This is a genomic window from Streptomyces sp. NPDC096323, assembly GCF_040302845.1.
In the GTDB taxonomy this organism is placed as follows: domain Bacteria; phylum Actinomycetota; class Actinomycetes; order Streptomycetales; family Streptomycetaceae; genus Streptomyces.
Genome location: NZ_JBEOSI010000003.1, coordinates 202,831 through 215,388 on the forward strand (window position 1 = coordinate 202,831; position 12,558 = coordinate 215,388).

A 12,558-nucleotide genomic window follows, 5' to 3' on the forward strand; every position below is an offset into this window, starting at 1 on the left:
TTCTTAACCACGGGAACAGCGACTTCTCTGAAGCCCTGACCCTGTGCTGTACTTATCCGAATACGCAGGACCGGCCCGCCGGTCCCCAGAGACGCCGAGAGGAGGCGATTGAAGTGATCAGCATCATCAAGACCGACAAAATGACCGATCTTTCGGTCGTCTCCGCCTGCTCGCTCGGCCTCGCCTGCTCTTCGGCTTCCTCGCTTCGTGGCACCGGTATGTCCGGCATTTCCGCCGTCAGCCCGCTGTCCCTGGCCAGCCTGCCCGTGCGGGAGCGCAATGAGCGACCGACCCAGGCACCGGCAGCAGCAGTAGCGAAGGGACAGGCTCAGGCCTATGCCTTTGCGGCCGTCGGTGCGGGAGCGGAAGCCGGAGCCAAGAAGCAGACGACGCACCACCACACGATGTGGGCCTTCCGTGGGCCTGAACCCTGGAGTGATCCAGCCTGATCGACGATCAGGCCGGCGCCTTCAGGGCCGCGGAACCCCACTCGGGATCCGCGGCCCTTTTGTTTTGTCCGAACGGACGAGACAGCGTGAAGGAGCCTCGGGACAGCAAGACCTGGTACCAGCCGCCCCCCGGCCAACAGGCCGGAAACGACCAGACGAGGACACCACCACCGTGCAACTCGAAGCGCACGCCCCGTCCGTACCGCCTTCCGACACGATCTCCCCGCCCGGCCTCACGGAGGACTCCACCTTGATCCCCCTCACTGCGCTCACCGCGCTCGACGACGCCATCGAGAACCTCGGCGTGCCCGTCCCCTGCCGTTCCTACGACCCCGAGGTCTTCTTCGCCGAGTCGCCGGCCGACGTCGAGTACGCCAAGTCCCTCTGCCGCACCTGTCCGCTCGTCGAGGCCTGCCTCGCCGGTGCCAAGGAGCGTCGCGAGCCGTGGGGCGTCTGGGGTGGAGAGCTCTTCATCCAGGGCGTCGTCGTCGCTCGCAAGCGGCCGCGTGGCCGTCCGCGCAAGAACCCGGTCGCCGCGTGATCGCCGACCTGGGAGTCACAGCCCCCAAGCCCATGAATCGCATCGGAACCATCGACCGTCCCCTGACCCACGACCCACGAAACCAGGCACCCATGTCCATCCCCACGAGGGAGCCCGTCGGCTCCGCGACACCGGACGTCACCATCAGCGGCGCGAACGACTCGCGTCAGAACAGGAACCGTGAGATGCAACTCATCCCAGAAGCCATGGCCCGTGCGCATATGCACGACCGCCTGCGGGAAGCCGACGCGGAACGTCAGGCCGTGCGCCTGATCACCGCGCGGCGGATGCAGCGCAGGGCCGAGCGCGCCTCGATGCGCGCCCGCCGCGCGCTGGCCATGGCGGTCATGCACTGACCCCAGCAGGACCGCATGCCGGCAGTAACCGCCGAGGGGCAGCCGCTCTCTGCTCCCGGCAAGCAGTACCCACCGCAGCACCCATAGCAGCACCCCTACCGCGGGGCCGGTCCACTGGACCGGCCCCGCGGTCGTGCTGTGCCCACGCGGTCGGACTCTGCCCTCGCCCCGCCCCGCCCTGGCGGAACGCGCCGGCGGAGCGCCCGGGCCGGACAGCGGCTACTTGATGACCGCAGGGGCCGCGGCGTCGTCCGTCACGTCCTCCTCCGACGCCATCTCGCACACCTCCGACGGCAGGAACCCCGGGAGCCAGGACTCCAGTTCCTCACGCAGCCGGACCGTGGCACCGAGCTGGCACAGCACCCCGATCGTGCTCAGCGTCACCCGGTGTATCAGCAGGTAGGAGGGCGGCAGATTCAGCTGCTTGCCCAGCTGATGGGCGGGGGAACGCGGGTCCGCTATGCGGGCGGCCTGATGACGCATCCAGGCCCGGCTGAAGGTGAACTCCTCCACCTCGGCCGGTTCGATGATCGGAAGGAGGTAGTCCAGGACCGCGTCCGGTGCGAGGTCGATCGATTCCTTGACGAACCCCTCCTCACGCAGCAGTTCGTACACCGAGTCCGCGTCGCCCTGGAGGGTCAGCCGCAGGGAGTCCCCGATGGGCTGAGGCAGCCCTCCCGGCAGCCGGTCCACCGTCCCGAAGTCCAGTACCCCCAGGCGCCACTGAGCCGCACCGGCATGCACGGCGTCGCCCTGACCGGCGTCGCCGTCCGTCGCGGAGGAGGGGTCCGCGGGCAGCAGCCGGAAGTTGCCCGGGTGCGGGTCCGCGTGCAGCAGTCCGGTGCGCGCCGGGCCGGAGAACAGGAACCTGGCCAGCAACTGCCCGGCCCGGTCCCGCTGCTCAGGGGTCCCGTCGGCGATCACATCGGCCAGCGGCACTCCGTCGATCCATTCGGTGACCAGCACCTGATCGGCCTGGTGGACCACCCCGGGGACCACGACATCGGGATCGTCCGCGAACTCCTCGGCGTGCTCCCGCTGCGACCGCGCCTCCTGTGCGTAGTCCAGCTCCTCCGAGACACGGTCGCGCAGCTCCGTGATGAGCGGCTTGATGTCCATGCCGGGGATCAGCGGGCCGAGCAGCCGGGCGAAACGGCTGAGCTGTGTGAGATCCGAGAGCAGTGCCTCACCCGCGCCCGGGTACTGCACCTTCACGGCGACCTCCCGGCCGTCGTGCCACACCGCCCGGTGCACCTGCCCGATCGACGCGGCGGCCGACGGCTTGTCATCGAATGCGAGGAACAGCTCCCGCCAGTCCTCGCCGAGCCGCTCCGCCAGCACCGCGTGGACCGTGGCGCTCGGCAGGGGAGGGGCGGCCTCCTGCAGTTTCGTCAGGGCCGCACGATACGGACCCGCGACCTCTTCCGGCAGGGCGGACTCGAAGACGGACAGGGCCTGTCCGAGCTTCATGGCCCCGCCCTTCAACTCGCCCAGCACCTTGAAGAGCTGATCGGCGGTGCGCTGCTGGACCTCACGGGCCACCAGCTCCGCGGACTTCCCGCCGAGGCGCTTTCCCAGCCCCCACGTGGCACGGCCCGCGAACCCCAAAGGCAGCGCGGCCAGCTTGGCGGTTCGGGTGACCGCCTTCCGGGGAAGATCAGACATTTGCCCCTCCAAATCCCAGACTGCCGCGCTGCGTGCGGCGGTTACCCGGCCATTGTGTCGTGCGCCGTGCCGGCCCCGGAGGTGCGCACCCCCTCAGTGTGCCCACCCGCTCCACAGGAACAGTCGACGTGCGCCCGGATCTGCTCCGATCGCCAGTCCAACAGCGGCAGTGCCGCCTCCCACCGGGCCCCGGTACTGGCCGGCAGCTCGCCGTCGAGGAAGGCCAGCGCATGGGACGCCGCAAGCCCCGCCACCGCTGTCGCGAGTCCCAGATCGCACGCCTGCACGGCGGTGCGCCGTCCGGACTGCCACTGAGCCAGCATCCGCGGCCACTGCGGGTCCCGGTCCCGCCGGTTGAGATCGAGGCAGCCCGCACACGCAGTGCCGCCCGGCAGCACCAGTGGGCCGACGACCCCGGTGGCCTCGATGACCCCGGCGTACAGATGGGGTGTGCCCGAGGTGATCCAGGGTTCGGCGGTGCGCGGATCCGGCACGTACACGGACAAGCCGTCGCGAGGGGCGACGACGATCAGGGACAGGCCGGGCTCACCGTTCGCACAGCCTGCCGCCGGGTGCACGGTCCGAGGCGCGGGACCGGGGGAGGAGCGGCGCACCAGCTGGCGCGCCGCCGAGTCCCGGCGTTCACCCATCGCCGAAGCCGGCAGGCCCCCGGGCGCGACGTCGCACGGCTCGGCGCATCCGCCGTCCAGCACCTCGACCCTGCCCACCCCGGACCCGGAGAGCACCGCCGCGATCGCCGCGCCGACCCGGCCGGCTCCCCGCACCTGGACACGCATGGAGCGGCGGGCCGCCAGCCGTCGCATTCCGCCTCCCGGTTCGGGATGCACGACGGAGAGTGACGCCAGATCGGGCCGGTGACGCTCCAGCGTCTCCACTCGGGTCCGCAGCGCGTCGGCCTCCGGTCCGCCGGCCCGCACGTCGTCGATGAGCCCCGCGTCCATCAACCGCGCCACGAGCGTGTCCACTTGATGTTCATTCAGGTCCAGTGCCCTGGCTTCTTCGCGCAGGAGGGACATCCCGCGTGTCCCGTCGAGCAGTTCGAGGAAACAGCCCGTCGCGATATCCATCGGGCCGACCTTGACCGCATGTGCGGGCGTCACGCCGAATTGCACGGTGCCGCTGCCGCGCCATGCGCGGCGCAGTGCGGGCTTCAACATCGGATGCACGGCTTCCCCCGGTCTGTGTGGCTGCGTGAGATCCATTGCCAGAATGAGGTGCGGCGCGGAACCGTGCGAAAAGTTATCCACAGGCGGGGGGTATTAGTCGTTCAAATGGTGCAAGCCATGGGGCGGATCATGTGTGAACCGTCCCGGAGGCGGGACTTCCCCCACTGCCAGCGGGTAACGTCGTGGCGTGCCCGCCGACCCGTCACCCGGCTTCGCCGGGGAGACTTCCGCGCGCGGCGCCGGAACCCACCGGCGCAGTGCGGCCGACCATCCGCCCCGTGCCTCGGCGACGAGTGCGGTCGAGGTCCGCAGGAGCTCCCGCCGCAGCAGAACGGTCTCCGCGTACCGGGAGGGCGACCGCACGATCGTGCTGATTCCCGCCCGGATGTCCGAGGCCGAGGAGCAGCGCTGGGTGAGTGTGATGCTCGACAAGCTCGCCGCCCAGGAGAGCAAGCGGATCCTCGGCGACAGCGAACTCGCGGAGCGGGCGGAGCGGCTGTCCGCCCAGTATTTCGAGGGCAGGGCCCGGCCCCTCTCGGTCCGGTGGGTGACCAACCAGAACACCCGCTGGGGGTCGTGCACCCCGGCCGAGGGCAGTATCCGGCTCTCGCACCGCCTCCAGGGCATGCCGGAGTACGTCGTCGACTACGTGCTCGTCCACGAGCTGGCCCATCTCCTGGTGCCCGGGCACGGACCGCGCTTCTGGAGGCTGCTCGACGCCTACCCCCGTACGGAGAGGGCCCGGGGCTATCTCGAAGGGGTGGTGGCGGCCGACCGGCTGCCGCACCTGCCCGCCGCGCGCGGCGAGTGACGTTCGCGATTTTGTACCGGGTCTGTACCGGCTTGGCCCAATGCCGGAGTTTGCGGTTAGCCTGGCGCGACGCATTCAGCTTCCGGATGGGGGACGGTCGTTACGCATGGCCAGGGAATTCCAACGCGGCCACAAGGCCAAGATCAGCGATCTCACGCCGGGGACGGACCTGTACGTAGGTGTGCAGATCGCCGGCCCGGGACTGACTTTTGACATCAGTTGCTTCGGCCTCGATGCCAATGAGCAGCTCTCCGACGACCGTTATTTCATCTTCTTCAATCAGCCGAAATCGCCCGAGGAGTCCATTCAGCTCCTCGGCACACAGGCCGGTGACACGGAGTCGTTCCGCGTCACACTGGACCGCATTCCGGCCGGCATCCACAAGCTCTCCTTCACCGCGACGCTGGACGGCGCCGGGCAGATGTCGCAGGTCGGCCCCGGGTACATCCGGATCGTCGCGGGCGGCGAGGAAGTCGTCAGGTACGCCTTCACGGGTTCGGAGTTCACCACCGAGCGCGCCGTGATGCTGGGTGACTTCTACCTCAAGGACGTCTGGCGGTTCGCCGCCGTCGGCCAGGGCTTCGACGGCGGGCTCGACGCGCTGCTGAAGAACTTCGGCGGCGAGGTCGCCGAGGAGGCCCCCGCCGCCCCCCAGCCGCAGTCCCCGGCCCCGTCGTTCGCGCCGCCCGCCCAGGCGTCCGCCCCCGCGCCGTCCTTCGGCGCCCCGGCCGCACCGCAGGCCCCGCAGCCCGCGCCGTCCTTCGGCGCTCCGGCGGCCCAGGCGCCCACGCCGCAACAGCAGATGCACGCCGCGCCGACCATAGCGGCGCCGCTGGCTCCGCAGGGCGGCAGCGTTCCGCCCCCGCCCGCACCCGCGCCGTACGGGCAGCCGCCCCAGCAGCCGCAGTTCGGACAGGTCCCGGCCCAGGCGCCCGGCTCCTTCGGCCAGCCGGCCCCCGCGCCGTACGGACAGCCCGCTCCGGCCCCGTACGGACAGCAGCCGCCGGGTGTCCCGCAGGGTGTGCCCCAAGGCGTGCCGCAGGCCGGTCCCGGGCTGCAGGCCGCACTCCAGCCGTACAAGGAGACCGCCACCGGGCAGCGCTGGACCCCGCAGAACCGGCAGCTCATGCGCGTCGACCTCACCATGGGCGGAACCGGAGTGCTGGCCCGGCAGGGCAGCATGGTGATGTATCAGGGCAAGGTCGACTTCGGCTACAAGGGCGCGGGCTTCGCCGGCCGGATGGTCGGCAACGCCACCGGTCAGGAAATGCAGCTGATGCGCTGTACCGGCCGGGGGCAGGTCTTCCTCGCCGAGGACGGCTCCCATCTGCACGCCATCGAGCTCCAGGGCGACGGCATCTGCGTCTCGGCGGAGAGCGTCCTCGCCTTCGACGAGTCACTGCAGTACGAGGTCCGCAGGATCGAGGGCCACGGCATTCCCGGCGGCGCCCTGTTCACCATGCAGTTCCAGGGCACCGGCACCATCGTCGTCAAGACCCACGGTGTCCCTGTCGTCCTGCCGGTCACCCCCACCACCTTCGCCGACTGCAACGCCGTCGTGGCGTGGTCGTCCGCGTCCCAGGTGATCATCTCCAGCCAGGTCCGGCTGCGCCGCAACGCCTATCCCGGACACAGTGGCGAGACCGTGAACCTCCAGTTCCGGGGCGCCCCCGGCAACTTCATCGTCGTCCAGCCCTACGAGGTCTGAGGGAGCCCGTCATGAACCAGCAACTCGCGGGCTACGCCCCGACCCCCGTCACGGCCCGGATGGAGAACCACGGCCATTCGATGCTGAAGGTCGCCATGGCGACCGGCCAGGACCTGTACGCACGCACCGGCTCGATGGTGGCGTACGAGGGCTTCATCCAGTACGAGCCCAACCCGCCGGCCGTCCGCCAGATCGCCTCGCAGTGGATCACCGGCGAGGGCGCGCCCCTGATGAAGTGCGCCGGCGACGGACTGCTCTACCTCGCCGACTACGGCGCCGATGTGGTCGTCATCAATCTCAACAACGACTCCCTCTCGGTCAACGGCACCAACGTCCTCGCCTTCGACGGCCACCTCACCTGGGGCGTCGAAAGGGTCAAGGGGCTGGCCAAGTTCGCCGGCCAGGGCCTGTGGAACGTCTGTATCTCCGGCACCGGCTGGGTCGCGATCACCTCGCGCGGCACGCCCATCGTCGTCGACTGCGGACGCGGCGAGGACGAGACGTACGTCGATCCGGACGCCCTGGTCGCGTGGTCCCCGAACCTCAAGGTGAAGGGCAAGCGCAGCTTCAAGGCCTCCTCGCTCATCGGGCGGGGCAGCGGTGAGGCGTTCCAGATGGCCTTCTCCGGCCAGGGGATCGTCGTCGTCCAGCCGAGCGAGGACAGTACCGACCGCCTGCGGGTCCGGAACTGACGGGGAGGGAGAACACACCATGCAGAGTCCGCTTTTCAGTCACACGGAACAGCAGTCCCAGGAGCGGTACACGGTCCAGAACCCGCAGATGCTGAGGGTCTCGCTGACCGGCCACGACGACGTCCTCGCCCGTAAGGGGGCCATGGTCGCGTACCAGGGCCTGATGGAGTTCGACGGCGAGTACCAGTCGCACGGACAGCGCCGCGCCCGCGCCACCACCGGCGAGGGCCTCGACCTGATGCGCTGCTCCGGGCAGGGCACGGTCTTCCTTGCCAACCTCGCGCAGTACGTTCACGTGGTGGATGTCGACCGCGACGGTCTGACGGTCGACAGCTCCTACGTCCTGGCGCTCGACTCGTCCCTCCACACCGAGGTCATCGCGGTGGACAGCCAGTACGGCATCTCGGGCACCGGCAAGTACCAGCTGAACATCTCCGGTACCGGCAAGGTCGCGCTGATGACCTCCGGGCAGCCGCTGATGATGCAGGTCACGCCCGACAAGTATGTCAACGCCGACGCCGACGCGATCGTCGCCTGGTCCAGCTCCCTGCGGGTGCAGATGCAGGCCCAGACGCACTCCTCGGGTGTCTTCCGCCGGCGTGGCAACACGGGCGAGGGCTGGGAGCTCAGCTTCCTCGGCCAGGGCTTCGCCCTGGTGCAGCCGAGCGAGGTGCTGCCGCCGCAGAACGCCCAGATCGGCCAGGGCCTGGGGGCCCAGTTCGGCGTGGGTCAGCAGGGTGCCCACACGCAGAACCAGAACAACGCCTGGAACTGAGAGCGGCCACCCTCGCCCTGGTGCACGAGGGCTGAGAAGGGTGCGATGCGGTTGACGGGTAAGGGGCGCTCTCCATGGAGAGCGCCCCTTACCCGTGCGGGAGTGCTACCGGCCGCCGTCCAGCACGTCGCGCGTACGCTCCAGCAGACGGACCACAGAGGCGTCGGCGACCCCGGCGACCTCGTCGTAGGCGAACCAGCGCAGATCCAGCGACTCCTCGCTGATCCGCTCCGCCGCCCCCGGCGGCGCCACCGCCGCGTACTGGACGTCCAGGTGCCAGTGGCACGGTGCGGGGATCGGATGGCGGTCCAGGAGCACGGGGCCGCCCGCCGGCAGGGTCAGGCCGGCGATGCCGGACTCCTCCGTCGCCTCACGCAGCGCGGCGGCGGCCAGAGTGGCGTCCCCGGGCTCGCAGTGCCCGCCCATCTGCAGCCACATCCGCAGCTTCCGGTGCAGGGTGAGCAGAACCCTTTCGCGCTCCGGGTCGACGACCAGCGCGCTGGCTGTCAGGTGCCCGGCGCCGCAGGCCTTCCACAGGCCGTCGGGATGCCGCGCCAGATGGTCCAGGTAGGCCTGGCGCAGCTCCTCCTGGGCGGCGTCCGCCCCGGTTGCGTAGCCCTTCAGTACGAGGACGGCGTCGTCGTGCAGGCTCACTTGTCGGTGTCGTCCTTGCCGTCTGCGTCACCGGAGTCGGCGGCGTCGTCCGCGGACCCGGCCGCGGGCTTCTGCGGCCCGTTCGCCGCCTCGCCGAGCATTTTGTCCAGCTCGGAGAAGTCCAGCTGCTCGTGGTGGACGAACCCGTCCGGGTCGTCCAGGTCGTGGGCGGTGGGAAGCATGTCGGGGTGCTCCCACAGCGCGTCGCGCCCGTCGAGGCCCCGCGCGTCCGTGAGCGAGGCCCACAGCCGCGAGGCGTCACGCAGCCGCCGCGGTCGCAGCTGGAGGCCGATGAGCGTGGCGAAGGTCTGCTCGGCGGGACCGCCGGAGGCGCGGCGCCTGCGCATCGTCTCGCGCAGCGCGTCGGCGGAGGTCAGCCGGGACTTCGCGGCCTCGTGAACCACGGCGTCCACCCAGCCCTCGACGAGCGCGAGCGCCGTCTCCAGGCGGGCCAGAGCGGCCTTCTGCTCGGGGGTCTCCTCCGGCTGGAACATGCCCTGCTGAAGGGCGTCCTGCAGCTGCTCGGGCTGCGAGGGGTCGAACTGGCCGACCACGTCCTCCAGCTTGCTGGTGTCGACCTTGATGCCGCGCGCATAGCCCTCGACCGCACCGAACAGGTGCGAGCGCAGCCACGGGACATGGGCGAAGAGCCGCTGGTGGGCGGACTCGCGCAGGGCCAGGTACAGCCGCACCTCGTCCTGCGGCACGCTCAGGTCCTTGCCGAACCGCTCGACGTTCAGCGGAAGCAGAGCGGCCTTGCCGGCCGGTCCGAGCGGCAGTCCGATGTCGGTGGAACCGACCACCTCGCCGGCGAGCACGCCGACGGCCTGCCCGATCTGCTGACCGAACATCGCGCCGCCCATCGACCGCATCATGCCGATCAGCGGGCCCGCCATCGCCTGCATCTCCTCGGGCAGCACCTCACCCATGGCGAGGCCGACACGCTCCGCCACCGGGTCGACCAGCTTCTGCCAGGCGGGGAGGGAGGCCTCGACCCACTCGGCCCGGCTCCACGCCACGGTCGAGACGGAACCCGAGGGCAGCGACGTCGCGCCGTCCAGCCAGAGGTCCGCCAGACGCAGCGCCTCGTCGACCGCGGCACGCTCGGACGGGCCGACGCTCGCGTCCTTCGTGCCGTCCGGGGTGCCCTGGGAGACCGTCTGGCGGGCGATCTGCTTGGCCATGTCCCAGTTCACGGGACCGCCCTCGTAGCTCAGCATCTGGCCGAGCTGCTGGAAGGCGGCGCCCAGGTCGTTCGGATTCATCGAACCGAACATGGCGGCGAAGGGGTTGTCACCGCCCGCGCCCGGGCCGAAGCCGAACGGGTTCGCCGGACCGCCCGAACCCTGCCCACCTCCGGTGGGGTCGTTCTTCTTGCCCTTGTCGCCGTCGTCCGGCTCCTCCGGCGGAAGGCCGAATCCGAATGGGGTGTCACTCACGGGTTTCCTCGGCTCGTAGGGCCGCCGGCTCGAACCGACGGCGACTGCCCGACATCACCATCCAGCGTAGACACCAAGTCCGCTCACGGCCTCAGTGCTCCGCCTGCTCCCGGCCTGCGGCAGGATGGACGCCACCTGGTACGTACGCGTCATTCGGGTACGTACTGAAGACAACCGCTGGAGACGCCCGGTGAGTTCCCCAGATCCTCAGGTTCGCGCAGCGCGAAACCTGGCCGCCTCTTCCTCCGAGCACGAGCCCGAGAACGAGACCGAGAACAAGTCCGCCCGCAGCCGCTCCAGAAACCGCGGCCCCGTCGTGGCCGTCACCGGAGCCGCGACGGGTGTCGGTGAGCTGCTCACCGCACGTCTGGCGGCCTCCGAGGAGATCAAGCAGGTCATCGCCATCGACGAGCGCCGTGGAGAGGTCTCCGACGCGACGTGGCACATCCTCGACGTGCGTGACCCCGCCATCGCGGAGAAGCTGCGCGGCGCCGACGTGGTGGTGCACCTGGCGCTCGATCTCGACCTGGAGACCGATCCCGCCGCCCGCTCCGCGTACAACGTGCGCGGCACCCAGACCGTGCTGACCGCGGCCGCCGCCGTCGGTGTCCACCGTGTCGTGCTGTGCACCTCGGCGATGGTCTACGGCGCGCTGCCCGACAACGACGTCCCGCTCGCCGAGGACGCCGAGCTGCGCGCCACGGCCGAGGCGACCGGCGTCGGCGACCTGCTCGAGATCGAACGCCTCGGCCGCCGCGCGCCCCGCGCCCACCCAGGACTCCACGTCACCGTGGTCCGTCCCGCCGTGCTCGTGGGTGGGACGGACACCGCGCTGACCCGCTACTTCGAGTCGCCGCGCCTCCTGGTCGTCGCCGGGTCGCGTCCCACCTGGCAGTTCTGCCACGTCGAGGACCTGGTCACGGCGCTGGAGTACGCGGCCCTGGAGAAGATCGACGGAGAGTTCGCGGTCGGCTGCGACGGCTGGCTGGAACAGGCGGAGGTCGAGGAGCTGAGCGGCGTCCGCCGCATGGAGCTTCCCTCGGCGGTCGCGCTCGGCGCCGCCGCCCGGCTGCACCGGATCGGTCTGACCCCGTCCCCGGCCGGCGACCTGGCGTACACGATGCATCCCTGGGTGGTCAGCGTGAGCCGCCTGCACGACGCGGGCTGGCGCCCGAGCTGGACGAACGAGAAGGTGCTCGCGGCACTGCTCGAAGAGGTCGAGGGACGGCACACCGTCGCCGGGCGCCGGCTCGGCCGCAAGGACGCGACCGCGGCGGGGGCCGCCGGCGCGACCGTGGCACTGCTCGGCACCGCGGCCCTGGTACGCCGCGCACGCAAGGCCCGCCGCCGCTTCTAGGGGGCGCCCGGCCGGGACAGGCGCCACAGGGCTGCCTTCGCCGTCGAGGCGGCGGCTGTAGGAGGCTCCAAGGCGGCGCGCGGCCCGCCGGGTGAAAGCCGCATTCCGCGATGCCGGAGCGGTACGGCACGATGGTGGGCATGGCACCCACGTATGACCACCCCGGCGAGCAGGCGGCACAGGACCCCATCCGGCTGCTGGAGATCCGCGACACACCGCTGTCCGTGGACGAGGTCTTCCGCGCCGTCGGCGACGCGGCGGCGGGCGGCACCGCGCTCTTCGTCGGCACCGTGCGCAACCACGACAGCGGTCAGGACGTCGGGGCGCTGGGCTATTCGTGCCACCCCTCGGCGCAGGACGAGATGCGCCGGGTGGCGGAGAAGGTCGTCGCAGGGTTCCCGGTCCGGGCCCTGGCCGCCGTCCACCGGGTGGGTGAACTGGAGGTCGGCGATCTCGCGGTGGTCGTGGCGGTCTCCTGCCCGCACCGCGCAGAGGCCTTCGAGGCCTGCCGCAAGCTCATCGACGACCTCAAGCACGAGGTCCCCATCTGGAAGCACCAGCGCTTCTCCGACGGCACGGAGGAATGGGTCGGCGCCTGCTGAGCGCAAACCGTACGAGCGGACATCCACCCCGATTTGCGTAACCCCACCCCTGCCATGAGCGTTGGTTCAGCAGATGGTTAATCTGCTGATCATTCAGTTGCGGACGCTCATGGGGCAGGGAGGTCGTCATGGCAGCACTCGCCTGGTTGTTGATTCCGCTTTTCGCTGCGCTCGGTGCTGCGATATGGGGGAGCTGGGCTGCCCGTAATCGTACGACCGGCGATGTCACGGAACTCGCCGGCTATGCCCGGTTCCGGGAAGCGATGGAGCGCTCGCACTCCGTTTCCGAGCCGGTCGAGCAGATATCGAACGTCTGACGCCG

Annotated in this window: 14 protein-coding genes; 10 read left to right on the plus strand and 4 right to left on the minus strand. The window is 70.4% G+C overall.

The window, feature by feature from the left end; genetic code table 11:
• Positions 1–113 precede the first annotated feature (113 nt).
• The 3 genes from ABTX18_RS08740 (at position 114) to ABTX18_RS08750 (ending at position 1,346) form a co-directional block, all read left to right on the plus strand.
• Positions 114–449: a hypothetical protein gene (locus ABTX18_RS08740; protein WP_352122035.1), complete on the plus strand. Its 336-nt coding sequence runs from the start codon at positions 114–116 to the stop codon at positions 447–449.
• Between the two features lie 172 nt (positions 450–621).
• Positions 622–990, plus strand: a complete 369-nt coding sequence (locus ABTX18_RS08745; protein ID WP_072483858.1) for a WhiB family transcriptional regulator — start codon at positions 622–624, stop codon at positions 988–990.
• Positions 991–1,022: 32 nt separating this feature from the next.
• The gene (locus ABTX18_RS08750) at positions 1,023–1,346 is read left to right on the plus strand and encodes a putative WhiB-interacting protein (protein WP_352122464.1); all 324 of its coding nucleotides are present in this window, start codon (positions 1,023–1,025) and stop codon (positions 1,344–1,346) included.
• A gap of 219 nt (positions 1,347–1,565) precedes the next feature.
• Here ABTX18_RS08750 and ABTX18_RS08755 read toward each other — a convergent pair whose 3' ends face one another.
• Positions 1,566–3,011, minus strand: coding sequence for an ABC1 kinase family protein (locus tag ABTX18_RS08755; RefSeq protein ID WP_352122036.1), 1,446 nt, complete (start codon positions 3,009–3,011; stop codon positions 1,566–1,568).
• A 41-nt stretch (positions 3,012–3,052) separates the two neighbouring features.
• Entirely contained in the window at positions 3,053–4,198 is a 1,146-nt protein-coding gene (locus ABTX18_RS08760) for a ThiF family adenylyltransferase (RefSeq protein WP_352122037.1), read from the minus strand.
• Positions 4,199–4,385: 187 nt separating this feature from the next.
• Between ABTX18_RS08760 and ABTX18_RS08765 the strand changes: the two genes are divergently transcribed.
• The 4 genes from ABTX18_RS08765 (at position 4,386) to ABTX18_RS08780 (ending at position 8,184) form a co-directional block, all read left to right on the plus strand.
• Positions 4,386–5,009 (plus strand): M48 metallopeptidase family protein, encoded by a 624-nt coding sequence (locus ABTX18_RS08765; protein WP_352122038.1) that lies wholly within the window; start codon positions 4,386–4,388, stop codon positions 5,007–5,009.
• Between the two features lie 106 nt (positions 5,010–5,115).
• Positions 5,116–6,717, plus strand: coding sequence for a TerD family protein (locus ABTX18_RS08770; RefSeq protein ID WP_352122039.1), 1,602 nt, complete (start codon positions 5,116–5,118; stop codon positions 6,715–6,717).
• An 11-nt stretch (positions 6,718–6,728) separates the two neighbouring features.
• The gene (locus ABTX18_RS08775) at positions 6,729–7,409 is read left to right on the plus strand and encodes an AIM24 family protein (RefSeq protein WP_148020615.1); all 681 of its coding nucleotides are present in this window, start codon (positions 6,729–6,731) and stop codon (positions 7,407–7,409) included.
• 19 nt (positions 7,410–7,428) lie between these two features.
• The gene (locus ABTX18_RS08780; protein WP_352122040.1) at positions 7,429–8,184 is read left to right on the plus strand and encodes an AIM24 family protein; all 756 of its coding nucleotides are present in this window, start codon (positions 7,429–7,431) and stop codon (positions 8,182–8,184) included.
• Between the two features lie 105 nt (positions 8,185–8,289).
• On the opposite strand, the gene ABTX18_RS08785 is transcribed toward ABTX18_RS08780, so the two are convergent.
• Both ABTX18_RS08785 and ABTX18_RS08790 read right to left on the minus strand, forming a co-directional pair.
• Positions 8,290–8,838, minus strand: coding sequence for an NUDIX hydrolase (locus ABTX18_RS08785; RefSeq protein WP_352122041.1), 549 nt, complete (start codon positions 8,836–8,838; stop codon positions 8,290–8,292).
• Positions 8,835–10,277 carry a zinc-dependent metalloprotease gene (locus tag ABTX18_RS08790; RefSeq protein ID WP_352122042.1) on the minus strand — a complete coding sequence of 481 codons (1,443 nt, stop codon included), beginning with the start codon at positions 10,275–10,277 and terminating at the stop codon, positions 8,835–8,837. Before ABTX18_RS08790 ends, ABTX18_RS08785 begins: the two co-directional genes overlap by 4 nt.
• 190 nt (positions 10,278–10,467) lie before the next feature.
• Here ABTX18_RS08790 and ABTX18_RS08795 point away from each other — a divergent pair, with 190 nt between their 5' ends.
• From ABTX18_RS08795 to ABTX18_RS08805, 3 genes are all read left to right on the plus strand, one after another.
• Entirely contained in the window at positions 10,468–11,634 is a 1,167-nt protein-coding gene (locus ABTX18_RS08795; RefSeq protein ID WP_352122043.1) for an SDR family oxidoreductase, read from the plus strand.
• A gap of 140 nt (positions 11,635–11,774) precedes the next feature.
• Positions 11,775–12,236, plus strand: a complete 462-nt coding sequence (locus tag ABTX18_RS08800; RefSeq protein WP_136329458.1) for a molybdenum cofactor biosynthesis protein MoaE — start codon at positions 11,775–11,777, stop codon at positions 12,234–12,236.
• A gap of 128 nt (positions 12,237–12,364) precedes the next feature.
• On the plus strand, positions 12,365–12,553 hold the full coding sequence (locus ABTX18_RS08805) for a hypothetical protein (protein ID WP_136329457.1): 189 nt from the start codon (positions 12,365–12,367) through the stop codon (positions 12,551–12,553).
• Positions 12,554–12,558: the final 5 nt, after the last annotated feature.